9 protein-coding genes are annotated in these 13,791 nt (G+C 36.2%); 8 read left to right on the forward strand and 1 reads right to left on the reverse strand.

What is annotated here, in order from left to right:
• Positions 1 to 97: 97 nt before the first annotated feature.
• The 8 genes from ACFCYJ_RS14440 (at position 98) to ACFCYJ_RS14475 (ending at position 12,693) form a co-directional block, all read left to right on the forward strand.
• Positions 98 to 5,137, forward strand: a complete 5,040-nt coding sequence (locus ACFCYJ_RS14440; protein ID WP_376074630.1) for a phage tail tape measure protein — start codon at positions 98 to 100, stop codon at positions 5,135 to 5,137.
• Positions 5,134 to 5,946: a distal tail protein Dit gene (locus ACFCYJ_RS14445; RefSeq protein ID WP_376074631.1), complete on the forward strand. Its 813-nt coding sequence runs from the start codon at positions 5,134 to 5,136 to the stop codon at positions 5,944 to 5,946. Before ACFCYJ_RS14440 ends, ACFCYJ_RS14445 begins: the two co-directional genes overlap by 4 nt.
• Before the next feature lie 23 nt (positions 5,947 to 5,969).
• Positions 5,970 to 7,886, forward strand: coding sequence for a pyocin knob domain-containing protein (locus ACFCYJ_RS14450; protein ID WP_376074632.1), 1,917 nt, complete (start codon positions 5,970 to 5,972; stop codon positions 7,884 to 7,886).
• A gap of 201 nt (positions 7,887 to 8,087) precedes the next feature.
• Entirely contained in the window at positions 8,088 to 9,770 is a 1,683-nt protein-coding gene (locus tag ACFCYJ_RS14455) for a phage tail protein (RefSeq protein ID WP_376074634.1), read from the forward strand.
• A 16-nt stretch (positions 9,771 to 9,786) separates the two neighbouring features.
• The gene (locus tag ACFCYJ_RS14460; protein WP_376074635.1) at positions 9,787 to 9,981 is read left to right on the forward strand and encodes a hypothetical protein; all 195 of its coding nucleotides are present in this window, start codon (positions 9,787 to 9,789) and stop codon (positions 9,979 to 9,981) included.
• Between the two features lie 94 nt (positions 9,982 to 10,075).
• Complete coding sequence (locus tag ACFCYJ_RS14465) at positions 10,076 to 10,480, forward strand: phage holin family protein (RefSeq protein ID WP_376074636.1); 405 nt, start codon at positions 10,076 to 10,078, stop codon at positions 10,478 to 10,480.
• Positions 10,477 to 11,145 (forward strand): M15 family metallopeptidase, encoded by a 669-nt coding sequence (locus ACFCYJ_RS14470; protein WP_376074637.1) that lies wholly within the window; start codon positions 10,477 to 10,479, stop codon positions 11,143 to 11,145. The genes ACFCYJ_RS14465 and ACFCYJ_RS14470 overlap by 4 nt, the downstream gene beginning before the upstream one ends.
• A 516-nt stretch (positions 11,146 to 11,661) precedes the next feature.
• Positions 11,662 to 12,693, forward strand: a complete 1,032-nt coding sequence (locus ACFCYJ_RS14475; protein WP_376074638.1) for an S-layer homology domain-containing protein — start codon at positions 11,662 to 11,664, stop codon at positions 12,691 to 12,693.
• Between the two features lie 40 nt (positions 12,694 to 12,733).
• Here the strand turns inward: ACFCYJ_RS14475 and ACFCYJ_RS14480 are convergent, their stop codons facing one another.
• On the reverse strand, positions 12,734 to 13,420 hold the full coding sequence (locus tag ACFCYJ_RS14480) for a ZIP family metal transporter (RefSeq protein WP_376074687.1): 687 nt from the start codon (positions 13,418 to 13,420) through the stop codon (positions 12,734 to 12,736).
• Between the last annotated feature and the right edge of the window lie 371 nt (positions 13,421 to 13,791).

Consider the following 13,791-nt stretch of genomic DNA (forward strand, 5'->3'; position numbering starts at 1 on the left):
GTTCGAACTAACAAGTGATTTTGATGAAATGGAGGAGGTCACAGCAGATGAAATTTCTTGGCTGTGATTTATTTTCCAAAAAAGGCGGTGATGAAAAATGGCGGAGATTGGTGCTGTTGAACTTAGTCTAAATACTTCTAATTTCGATGGATCCATTGAGCAATCTATTAGGCGATTGACCGCAATGGGGGCTGAATTAAAGGCTTTACAAGCGCTTGGTACTAATTACGAAAACTCTATGGAGGGTTTATCCCAAAAACAAGATATACTCACACGATCAGTTGAAGCATCGAACTTTAAACTAATGGAGCAACGTAATAAATATGAAGAATTAATAGCTTCCGAGTCAGCAAATACAGAGGCGATTGAAAGACAGGCAATCGCTGTTAATAAAGCTCTTGCTGAATACAATCGTTTAACTACACAGTTACAAGATGTAGACAATCAATTAAATGTACAGACGTCAACTTGGGATAAATTTCAGGAAGCTGGAGGCAAAGTAAAATCTGTCGGTGATAGCATAACCTCTATTACAGCCCCTATTAAAGGTTTTGGTGCGTTTGCTCTTAATGCAGCAGTAGATTTTGAAAGTGCTTTTGCAGGAGTGCGTCAAACGGTAAACACGAGCGAGGAAGGTTTTAAAAAGCTTGAAGATGGTATACGAGGTATGGCTAAGGAGCTGCCTGTTAGTGCTACCGAAATTGCAGGAGTAGTTGAATCGGCTGGACAGCTAGGGATTGCTGAAGAACACCTTTTATCTTTCTCACGAACAGTTATTGATATGGGTAATTCCACGAGTATGACCCGTGAGCAGGCGGCGAAGGAATTTGCTGATTTTGCAAATATTGTTGGAATGGGGCAAGGTGATTTTGACCGTTTAGGCTCTTCAATTGTTGAACTTAGCAGCAAAATGAACGTTTCTGCTTCTGATATTATGGCAATGGGAATGGGATTTGCCGAGCAAGCCTCCAAAGCTGGTCTAACAGAGGCGCAAATTATGGGACTAGCGGCTACCATGTCTAGTCTAGGTATTAACGCTGAAACCGGGGGAACGGCGATGACTTCGGTTCTCCAAAAAATCCAAAAAGCAGTAGGGGATGGTGGCGATAGCTTATCAGGGTTTGCTAAAGCGGCCAACATGTCTAGTGCAGATTTTAAAAAGGCCTTTGAAACAGATGCTGCCTCTGCATTAGATGCATTAGTGAAGGGGTTAGCTGAATCATCAGAAGGTGGAGCAAACCTAAAAAGTGTACTTGCAGATTTAGGTGTTAACGGTGATGAATCAGATGTACTTATAAGCATGGCTGGTGCCTCTGATTTACTGTCATCGGCTGTTAATTCATCCTCAGCTGCGTGGGAGGAAAACACGGCTTTATCAGATAAAGCCGCTGAACGCTATAAAACGACAGAGTCTCAAATGGCCACAATGAAAAACGAACTAACAGATATTGGAATTAGTATTGGGGATATTTTAATACCGATCGTTAAGAGTTTTTTAGAAAAGCTACAACCATGGATTGAAAAGTTTTCTAACCTTAGCGATGGTACCAAAACGCTAATTACGATTATTGGAGGGATTGCGGCAGTTATTGGGCCAGTTCTTGTAGCATTTGGAACAGTAATATCAACTGTCGGTACAATTATAGGAGCGTTTAGTAAATTAGGACCGGCTTTATCAATATTAACCGGACCAATAGGTTTGATTGTTGCTGGTATTGCTGTACTTATAGCTGGCGGCATAGCATTATATAAAAATTGGGATGTAGTTAGCGCAAAAGCAGTTGAAATATGGGAAGGCATAGCAAGCTTTTTCTCGGGATTGTGGGCAAGCATTACAGAAGCGGCTTCCGCTGCATGGGAAGGGTTTACTCAACTACTCTCAGATTTATGGACGTCAATTATAGACGGAGCGATAGAAATATGGGAAGGTATGGTAACCTTCTTCTCAGAATTGTGGACAAATATCACAGAAATAGCGTCTATCGCATGGGAAGGGTTTACGCAGATACTCTCAGACTTATGGACGTCAATTATAGACGGAGCAATAGAAATATGGGAAGGTATGGTAACCTTCTTCTCGGAATTGTGGACAAATATCACAGAAATAGCGTCTATCGCATGGGAAGAGTTTACGCAATTACTCTCAGACTTATGGACGTCAATTATAGACGGAGCAATAGAAATATGGGAAGGCATGGTAACCTTCTTCTCAGAATTGTGGACAAATATCACAGAAATAGCCTCTATCGCATGGGAAGAGTTTACGCAGATACTCTCAGACTTATGGACGTCAATTATAGACGGTGCTTTAGAATTATGGGGAGGCATGGTAGAGTTCTTCTCAGAATTGTGGACAAATATCACAGAAATAGCCTCTATCGCATGGGAAGAGTTTAGCCTACTACTTTCAGAATTGTGGACGTCAATTGTAGACGGTGCTTTAGTAATATGGGAAGGCATGGTGACCTTCTTCTCAGAATTGTGGACAAATATCACAGAAATAGCCTCTATCGCATGGGAAGAGTTTAGCCTACTACTTTCAGACTTATGGACGTCAATTGTAGACGGTGCTTTAGAAGTATGGGGAGGCATGGTGACCTTCTTCTCTGAGTTGTGGACAAATATCACAGAAATAGCTTCTATCGCATGGGAAGAATTCAGCCAATTACTCTCAGAATTATGGACGTCAATTATAGACGGTGCTTTAGAAATATGGTCTGGTTTTGTAGAAAGTCTATCAAATATCTGGACATCCATAGTTGATATCGCTACTAATTTATGGGGTACCATTTCCTCTACGATTATCGAAATAGTTACAACTATTATTAATGGAATAGAAGTTGGATGGAATAAATTAAAAGGGACTACCGAAAACGTATTTAACTCTGTTAAGTCATTTTTAAGTGATGTATGGATCAATGTGAAAAATACGATTGTAGGCACGGTTGGAAGTATTGTTGATTTAGTTATATCGGGATGGACAAAGTTCAGTCAGATGACAACAAATACATTTAATACGATAAAAAACTTTTTGAGTAATGTATGGGAATCTATCAAAACTACCGTAGTAAATACAGCATCCCAGTTAGTAACAAGCACTACCCAAAAATTTCTCGATATTAAAGTAGCAATAGAAACAAAGATGAATGAAGCTAAAAAAGTTGTTACTGATATTTGGGATAAAATACTTAGTATTTTCAGTGCCCTCGATTTGCGTAAAATTGGTAAAGATATCATTCAAGGTCTAATTAATGGTATTGGCGATATGGCAGACCTTGTATGGGATAAAGCTAAATCAATTGCAACATCAATTGGAGATGCAATAAAGGGAACTTTGAAAATCAATTCTCCTTCACGAGTTATGATAGCAATCGGTAAAGGCGTTGGCGAAGGGTTGGCAATTGGGATTGAGAAAGGCAGTGAGGGAGTTAACAGAGCCGCTGAGAAATTAGCAGAGGCTGCAATTCCAGATTTCACCCAGCGTTTATCAATTTCTAAAGAAGCCATCGAAAAAGCCCAGCAAATCGTAAGTAATGTAATAAAAGCCAATGCAGCTGAAATTGAGGTATTGCAGAAAGAAGCCGAGAATAAGAAAGTTGAAATTTCTCAACAGGCTTCAGACAAAATTACAGCAATCAAAAACAATGCAGCGAAAAAACAGGTAGCGCTTACAGCAGATCAGGTAGCCCAAATCAAGAAGTTAGAAGAACAATCATTAAAAGACCGCGAAGCGATTACAAAGCAATATGCAGATAAAATTGCAAAAGTTGAATCTAACTCTGCAGATGTAAAATTCAAAGCCTTAAAAGAATATGTTGAAGCTCAGAAATCTGCCGGAGAAATGTCGGCAAAACAAGAAGCTGAATTTTGGCGCTATAGTGCAACGGCGTTTAAAGAAGGTACAAAGGAAAAAACAAATGCATTAAAAGAGTTCAAAAAAGCGTATTCTGAGATGGTTAAAGAACAATTCGAAAAAGAGAAGGATTACATTGAAAAACGTAAAAAATACAATTCACTCTCTCTAGCAGAAGAATTGAAATTTTATGAACGATATCTAGGACAATATGAAGCTGGTACAGACGAACGTACTTTTTATGAAGAAAAATTTTATAATACGAAAAAAGAAATAAGCCAAAAAATTAAAACTATCAACAATGATTATTTAAAGCAGACGCAGGATGTTAACAAAAAATTATTGGATGACGAGCAAAAGCTTAATGATGCTTACAATAATGCTCTAGAAAGTCGTATTAAAAGTATCAAAGGTTACTTTGGGTTATTTGATGAAGTTAAAGTAGCCGATCCTGTTGATTCTTCCAGCTTAACGCAAAATTTAAGTGAGCAAGTGAATGCCTTGTCTCAATGGCGAATTGAGTTATCAAAACTTGAAATTCGTGGATTATCAAGCGCGATTATCGATGAACTAGAGGCAATGGGCCCAAGTGTCCTTGCACAGCTAGAAGCTTTAAATCGAATGACAGATTCAGAAATGTTTCAATATCAAGACTTGTATGAGAAGAAGCTACTAATAGCACGTGAATCAGCGATAAAGGAACTAGAGCCATTAGAAGCTGAAACAAAGGCGAAAATTAAGGATTTACGTAAAACAGCAAACTCGGAATTGAACACACTAAATAGCGAATGGCAAAAGAATATCAAGGATGTTGTTCTGGGAACAGAAGAAACCCTAGGCTCTATGAATGAAATTGGGAAAAATGCTATTCAAGGTTTAATTGATGGCATGATGGGAATGCAATCGGCATTACAGCAAACAGCAAATAACCTTGTCAAAAATGTTTCAGATACATTAAGAGATGTGCTAAATCTAAATCCAACATCTTCTCTATTGCAAAAGGTAGGAGATGGTTTAGTCGATGGGTTTGACTCCATTATGAATAAAGCTACTAATGTTAGTAAACATTTAGCTAATAGTGTTATGCAGGAGTCTTCTTCTTTATTACCAATGCAAAAATCTAAGAATAACAAAACATCACAAAATTCAGGGCCTTCAACTATTGTTGTACAATCCATATTAGATGGACAAGTTCTAGGTGAATCTGTTGTAGATGTCGTAAGCGGCAAACAATATAGCAATGCAAGCATTCATGCATTGACGAGGGGGTTAAGTGGTATATGAAGATGATTTTAAAGGATGGCCGTGAAATGCTGATGAGCGACTACAGTTTAAAATTATTAAAATATTACATTCCTTCTGTATCAATAGAGCATCAATCGTCTGAGGTCGATGGCAGTGATGGAGCAATCTTCACGAGCTCACGTTTTAGTGGACGAACGATTACTGCAAAATTTATGTATAAAGCATTTGATTATCACGATTTTAAATTGTTTATTGCCGACATTAATATGCTGTTTGCTCGAAAAGAATATTTTTATATTATTTTTGATGCTGAGCCAGGAAAGCGCTGGAAGGTACGTCTGGCAAGCAGCTATCAACCAAATGAGCTATTACGAAAAGTAGGAGAGCTCGAGATACAATTTATTTGTGAAAATATTTATGCAGAATCCGTTCCTACAACTTTAGATTTAAAGGAATGGGACATTGATAAATGGGCGTGGGGCATGGGTCTTGATTGGGATGAAGATTTAGCCTACTCATTTAATAGCAACCATTTCACCATTAAAAATTACGGAAATGTTGCTGTGGATCCACGCCAAAATGAGCTTGCTATTACTTTAAAAGGAATTTTCGATAATAGCGTTACTATTACAAATAATATCACGGGAGAGGTGTATCAATTTAATGATGCTTTATCTTCTTCTGATGAATTAAACATTAGCGGTATTCGATCGTTTAAAAACGGTACTTCTGTTTTTAAAGATACAAATAAAAAACTCCTCTCACTAGCAGCTGGAGATAATAGTTTTTCAATCTCAGGCGGTACTGTTCACAGTATCGTTTTTAATTTTAGATTTTTATATATGTAATTAAGGATGGTGAAGAAAAAGAGATGGTCATTAATTTACACACGACACAATCACCGGTCAGTCGATCAGAACGAATTAAAATAAATGAGAACTGGCAAAGGATTATTGAAGGGTTAACGAATTTACAAACTCAGATAAATATTTTAGTAGGCGGAGAAATTGATGGATTACTACAAAAGTTAGATGATGCAATAGAACAAGCTAATATTGCTGTACAACAAGCCATCGATAAAAATAATGAAGAAACCCAAAATGCTATTGAAGCCAACAATACTGCACTGCAAAATGCTTTGAATACACTTTCTGAAATGATTACTCAGTTAGATTTGGCAATTTCAAATGCAGAAACTGTTACAACTGAGACAAATTTAGCTAAACAAAGTGCTTTAGATGCTGTGGAACAAACAATGATAGCAATTAGTGAAATTAGATCTTTTATTGAGCATTTAAATCATCGAGGCATTTGGTCTCCGAGTGTACAGTATTACAAGAATAATATGGTAGTTTATGATGGCTCTACATTTATTGCTTTGCAGGATACTATTGGAGAGTCCTTACCCAACCAACAAGATAAAGTGAATGATTATTGGTCATTGTTTGTTGAAAAAGGAGAACAAGGTGAAAAAGGTGAACCAGGAGCAGGAATTAATATACTTGGAAAATTAAGTAGTGTAAACGACTTACCTCAACAAGCAAATATAGGTGATGCATACTTAATTGAGGGAAGCCTTTATATTTGGAATGGCTTGTCGTGGGAAAACGTTGGGAATGTTAAAGGTGAAAAAGGGGACAGAGGGGATAAAGGAGACAAAGGAGAAAAGGGAGAGCAAGGGCTACCAGGAAAAGATGCAGATATTACCGAACTAAATCAAACTATTTCAGATTTGCAGCAAATTGTTGATGTTAATAAAGATGAAATTAATAAACATTTAGAAAACAATTCGCAGCATATGGATGATTCATCTCGTTTTGGGAAGAGAGCTAAAATGGCAAATGATTGGAATAGTGCAACTAGTAATGGTATTTACATTTCCCAGGGGAACGCACCGCTTAATCAATGGGCTATGGGAGAAGTTATTGTTAATGATACTGGTAATTTTATTTATCAAAAGGTTTTTGGTATTTCTGATAGATTAAGTTATTCTAGGTGGTTCACTGATAATTTAGGTTGGTCTGAATGGAATCCTACAGAAACTGGAATGAATGTGGCGCCAGATACTGGTGGGAACGAAGACCCTAACACAACTTCAAAACCATTAATTCTTACTAACCATGCAAATGCTGGAGGAGGCTGGTGGTATATAGAAACGAAATGGTATAGATCAACTAGTGCTGGGGAAAAGAGTCAAATCGCTACTAGTTATGCATCAGGTACAACCCCAACTTTAAAAGTACGACATTGTTATAATGGTACTTGGACGGCATGGTCTCAGGATCTACAAGGGCTTTTTACATCTGTAAGTAATGGTAAATCTCAAGTTGCGAACGCCATTACCCAAAAAGGTGTAGCTACTAGTCCTACAGCAGAGTTCGCGACAATGACTAATAACATTTTAGCAATACAACAATCCAACTATAAAAGTGAATACAGATCTATAAGTATTAACTATAGTGCTTCAAGACATGAGGTTGAAGAGGTCTTTAATGCTGGTTTTCCAGTAAAGAGTGCTTTAATAGTTTGTCATCGTTTTTTAGCAAATAATGGGAAAATAGAAGCAACCGTGTCTTACTTATACACAAAAGGTGAAGGTGGATATCTAAAGGTAGGTGGCCACACTCAGGATGGAGTACAGTTAGCAGATGTTTATCCTTATTTGTTCAGTAATGGAAACTTACAATGTGGTATAGAAGGTAATACTGTTAATGCTAGATTAACTTATTTTGGTAGTATTAACGTTCCAGCACAAAAAGTTGGCATTGAGTTTTTTGCTTGGGGATAATAAATATAATTTTATTTGAGATGGAATCTACTTTATTGAAGAATATTTTATTGAAAGTAGGTGATAGAGTTTGCTAATAGTAACAAACGGTTCACAAATAGAGCCACTTCTAGAAACAAATTACGAAAAAATTGAAGAGTTGAATGGGGCGTTACGTATCTCATTTAACTCTTTTTTACATGAAAAAATCCAGGTCATCCTTTGTTAGATTTTGAAACAATTATCGAGGATGAGGATGGTCAGGAATATGTAGTTAAAGATTACGGTGGTGACACAATTTCTAAAAAGGCGACTGCTGTTCACATATACTTTTCTTTAGCTGATGAATATAAATATGATATTTATGGCGGCACACGGACTTTCGATGATTTTATGTCATTTATCCTTGCCGGGACTGGTTGGACTTTCATTAATGTAGATGTAGACGGCTATCAATTGTTCCCGAATTTCGGTGAAGAAAATCTAATTGTTTTAATTGAACAATTATGTGCAGCATTTAATTGTGAACGTCAGATACTACCTGGTAAAGTTCTTCGCTTCACCAAGAAAATTGGTGCAGATAATGACATACAATTCCGCTATCGTCATAACATTGAAACCTTATCATATAGCGTAAATACTGCAAATTTAAAAACACAAATTCGTGGGTATGGTGCACAGGGTATTGATATTACTTATACTTCGCCATTAGCTAATTCACCTCGAATCGGAATACGCGTTGCAGATCCTATTCATGACGAGAAGATAGAATCTGCTGAAGAAATGACAACACGATTATCAAAAGAGCTACCTGCAGCACCTGAAACGAACATTAAAGTTAAGGTCACAACAGTAGACGGAAATGTAGGGGACATGGTTTGGCTTATACATGAGGATCTTGAGTTAGAATACCAAACTCGAATTCTAAGTAAAAAGACAAAAAGAGATTATAGTAATTCAGAGGTTGAGGTTGGAAATACACAAGCAAAAAGTATTGTAGATGCCTTATTAAATCAACACGCTACTATTAATGCTAACGATAAACGTTATCGTTCAAAATTTGAACAAGCGAATGATCGAATTGATTTAGAAGTAGAAGAAATTGGCGCATCGATTGCTGCTATTCATATTCGTGCTGATAGTATTACTCAGAGCGTCACAGATTTAAATAACAATTTAAGTAGTCGTATCACACAAACAGCCACTGAGATACGAAGTGAAGTAACTGCTCAAGTAACTACAATCAATAACAATATCCAAACAGTACGTAATGATGTATCGTCAGTTACTCAAACTGCATCGCAAATACAATCAACGGTGACTAGCCAGCAAACACAAATTAATGGTTTAGGTAATCGTGTAAGTACAGCTGAAAGCGAGATTACACAACAAGCCGATCAGATTAAGCACAAAGTAAGCGTCAGTGATTTTACTGGTAATACTGTTGTATCTATGATTAATCAAACTGCAACAACCATTGATATACAGGCATCAAAGATTAATTTGATAGGAGCAGTAACTTTTTTATCTGACATTACTGGTCTATTAGGTACTATTAATGCTGGTACAATCAATGGTGTAAATGTAAATTCGGCTAATATTCGTATAACAGATGATGTTTTTATAGGTAATGTTCTGCATATAGGCGACCATTATTGGGATGCTGAACCCAAGATGATAAAGTTTGGTGGCGGTACGGGTGGAGTAATAGCTCATCGTGGTGATCGTTTAGAAATGGGTGCTTTTTATGGCATAAATGCACAGAAAATAACTGTAAACTATCAAGATGTAGCTCTAGCAAATATGGAAGGTTTAAGTATTAACTATAATAATAATTCTACTTCTCCCAGAATTTATTTTAGGCTTTATGGGAGCGACTTAGGATACATTTCATTAACAAAGTAAAAGGAGAATGATAACTATGGATTATCAAGTACAACTAAACAATGGACAAGCAATTAATTTAAAAAATGCTGAGTTCGATGCTACGGCATTTACAGCAACATTAAACGATCAAAAAATTTCTTTCGTAAATATTGGTGGGGCTATCATTAATAAGCACATTATCGTGAGTGTATTACCAACGACAGCCACACAAACAGAAACGCAGTCTTAAGACGGGCGTTATTTTTTTATTCAATTTTGAGTAGATGCCTTCCACATATGTGGAGGGCTTTTCTTATGGACTATAAATAGGAAGAAGTGGTGGAGTGGACAAATGGATAGCGACTTGGAGTGGTTTTATTGGAGCACTTATTTCTTATTCGGTGAATGGTTTCGGCATGGCAGTAACGGTTTTAATAGGATTTATGGCGATTGATTATCTCACGGGTATTTTGTCTGGTATAGCTAATCATAATTTAAATAGCCGAATTGGTGTAAATGGTATTATTCGAAAAATCTATTATTTGATGTTGGTTGGATCGGTTTATTTACTAGCTCTAGTGATACCAGGGATTGAATATGCAGGTGATGGAGCTGCCATTGCTTTTTGTGTTTTAGAGTTTATCTCAATAACAGAGAATGGCACAAAGATGGGGTTACCTACACCAACTTTTATTAAAAATATTTTAGCGATTGTCAAAGATAAAACGGGTGAGGGGGACAATAAATGAGTACAAATATAACAACAACATGTAGAGATTTGGCACAATTATTACCGGCTGCACAATTAGCATGTCGACTTTTATTTCAAGAATGCTACAAGGCAGGCATTCGTAACGTTTTTATTACCGAAACATATCGCTCTCAAGAAAGACAAAATTATTTATATGCCCAAGGACGTACTCGACCAGGACAGGTTGTTACTTGGACGCTTAAAAGCAACCATAGCAGTCGTTTAGCTTGGGATATTGCCGTTGGTCCTCCAAAAACACTTTATGATGTAACTATACTGAATAAAGTGGGTACTATCGCTCGCAAGCTTGGCATTACATGGGGCGGGGATTGGATCGGTAGCATTGACCGACCGCATTTTGAAGTTAAATCGACTTGGAAGATGCCTACAGGTTATAAGTTAGAGGGACAAGTAATCGTTCCTAGTAGTAGCAAAACAACAGTGCAATTAATTATAGAAGACAAAAAGGAGGACAACAAAGTGACACAAGTATGGAATCCTGCATCACCAGCAATGCGCACAGAAACAGAAAATTATATAGCGCAAGCAACCAAAGAAGGTATTGTTCAAGATTCGCATTTAAAAGATTTAAAAAACGGTGTAATGACAACTGACCGATTATTAGGTCTGTATATTACAATTCAGCAACGTCGAGCTAATTAGTTTAAAGACACCGCCAAAATAATGGCGGTGTTCATTAGCTTGGCGTATTTTCATTTTTTGGAAAAGAGATTTTATTTCAAATGATTCTCCATTACTTACCTCTACAATTAATATAGTTTTACCCTCAGCTATTTCTTTAGATTCTTTTTAACTGGAAATATATACATATTTAGTGTTCGTTACTATACTTTATACCTAAAAAATAATAAACAAGTTTACTATTTTTTCTACATAAATTAATAAGAGAAATAAAGCATATTTATAACAGGATGTTTATTCGAAATAAGAAATAATGATACAATTCGTTGGATTTATTGAAAAAACTACCTAATATATTGTAGAAATTTGTAGAAATTGTGTAATATTCTTTCTGGATTTACATGGAGATTTAGTAATTTTTTAAGTTGTGAACAATAGGACTTTCTTATAATTTTGAATAACTTACATAATTTTATAGATTTACTAATGGTTGTTTTAGTACACTGAAGTTATGAATTGAAAGGGGCAAGAATAATAATGAAAAAGACAGTTTTAGCTGGCGCACTTAGTATTGCATGTTTTACAGGAGGTTTTGGTTTACAAGCAAATGCACAAGTAAATACACAAGTAAATGTGCAAGAAGTAGATGTTGCTAGCATTATCCACCCAAAACAGGCAGTTGCAGCAGTTATACCATTGCAATCAATGACTTACCAGGACCTTTATAAAAAACTGCTAATCTCCAAATTAGCTATTGATGAGCGTGGTATTGTAACAACAAAAAATAGTATTACGGCAAAGTTCTCAATAGATCCTACATGGAGTGCACAGGAACAAAAAGAATTTAAAGAGTTGTACGGTAACGCTATGCAAATAAAATTTACGCCTTCTGGGAATTCATTTAAAGGAGAAGTTTTGGAAAAAGGAAAATGGTTACCTTTAGATAAAGAAGATTTAAATGACATAATTAAAGAAATGTTCGAAGATGAAACGATTGATTTAAAACCAGGAGGTTACTTCACAGATTCTATCGGACACTGGGCTGAGAGCTATATCCAAGTACTTTATCAATTTGACATCATTAATGGTACATCTGCTACAACGTTTAATCCAAACGGAAAAGTAACACGCGGACAATTAGCTTCTATGATTTTCCGTGCTTCTGGATTAGATGTGAATAAAGATTATGAAGGTCCTGCTTCATATAAGGATTTGGCAAATATCCCAGGTGCAAAAGAAGTAGCGATTTTAGAAGAGTATGGCTTACTCGATATTTTTGATGGTGCTAATTTTGAGCCAAATAAACCTGCTACACGTGAGGAAATGGCCTATGTAACAGCGATTTATCTAGAAGGAATGGGTTATGATGTAAGTAAAGTTAGCAAAAATAACCCATTTACAGATAAAAGTAAAATGCGACAAGAAACTGTTGAAGCAATCGGATTATTAAAGCAATTAGGTGTGATTGATGGTGTGAACGGTCAATTTAATCCAAAAGGTAATCTTACACGTGCAGAGTTCTCTAAAATTTTAACACTAACATTAGTGTTACTTGATGACGAAGAGTAATAAAAAAGAAGCAATCCACAATATCTGGTGGATTGCTTTTTTATTCGACTAGCATATGAAATAAGTGACTTAATAAATAACCTAATAAAATAAATGCTATAAAGGATTTTCGTGATACTGAACGAATATGATGTAAAATAAATTCTGAAATACTGGCAGTTGCGATTAACCCAATCGATACACCCATTAGTACTCCTTGTGCCTCATTAGATAACTCCCAATATTGGCCGATCTGTATGAAAATACTAAAGAAAATCGAAAATGCTACAAAATAAACAAAGAGTCTCCATAGCCTTTCTCCTTGTGATAGTAATGCTGTTGAAAGTGCAAAGCCTTCTGGTAGATGATGTAGAATAATGGAAGCTGTTATGGCAATACTTAATGCGGAGTTCCCTAGTAATTGTCCGACAGTAAGACTCATCGGAATGGTGTGGATAATGATAGCAATTGCAAGTAGTGATACAGAGGGATTTTGTGTATGGGAAGTGTGAAATAAACTATTAAGTATTTCAAACATTAAATAGCCCATCAAAATTCCAAGTATAAGGCCGATTGATTTGTACATTTGAAAAGAAGAAGGAATGACGTCTACTACAAGTATGCCAACTAAAAATCCTCCACTTAGTAATGATAATCCATGAGTTGTATGCTGGAATAGCCTAGAGAATACCCAAGCTAGAGCTCCTCCGATGCTAGCGCTAAAAAAAAGAAAACCACCAAGTATCATTGCACTCAACTACAAAATTCCTCCACCCTATATATTCTTTAAGCCGTTTTAACTTCTTTCAGCGGGTGTCTAAACACCGCTGAAAGAAGTTAAAGCCTTCGGCGAATGTCACGGAATCAGCTTTGTGCAAGCACAAAGCTGATTCCGGACGCAATTATGCCGAGGCATAATTGATAAAATATATGCTAAGTAGAAACGAATATGATAATCGCCAGTTTTTGAAAAAGATTCTTTGTATTCATTACTAATAAGTAAAAGGTTATTTTATCGATAAATCTACTTTTAGGGATTTTATTAACGAAATCTGCGTAATTGAAGCGGAACAGACATTAATCACAAATAGGGTGATATTAAATTGACTGAAAATTATT

This window comes from Lysinibacillus sp. NPDC056232, assembly GCF_042267565.1.
Taxonomy (GTDB): domain Bacteria; phylum Bacillota; class Bacilli; order Bacillales_A; family Planococcaceae; genus Lysinibacillus.

Coding starts and splice junctions, on each gene's coding strand:
- ACFCYJ_RS14440 (WP_376074630.1), top strand. CDS start 98: ATGGCGGAGATTGGTGCTGTTGAACTTAGTCTAAATACTTCTAATTTC.
- ACFCYJ_RS14445 (WP_376074631.1), top strand. CDS start 5,134: ATGAAGATGATTTTAAAGGATGGCCGTGAAATGCTGATGAGCGACTAC.
- ACFCYJ_RS14450 (WP_376074632.1), top strand. CDS start 5,970: ATGGTCATTAATTTACACACGACACAATCACCGGTCAGTCGATCAGAA.
- ACFCYJ_RS14460 (WP_376074635.1), top strand. CDS start 9,787: ATGGATTATCAAGTACAACTAAACAATGGACAAGCAATTAATTTAAAA.
- ACFCYJ_RS14470 (WP_376074637.1), top strand. CDS start 10,477: ATGAGTACAAATATAACAACAACATGTAGAGATTTGGCACAATTATTA.
- ACFCYJ_RS14475 (WP_376074638.1), top strand. CDS start 11,662: ATGAAAAAGACAGTTTTAGCTGGCGCACTTAGTATTGCATGTTTTACA.
- ACFCYJ_RS14480 (WP_376074687.1), bottom strand. CDS start 13,420: ATGATACTTGGTGGTTTTCTTTTTTTTAGCGCTAGCATCGGAGGAGCT.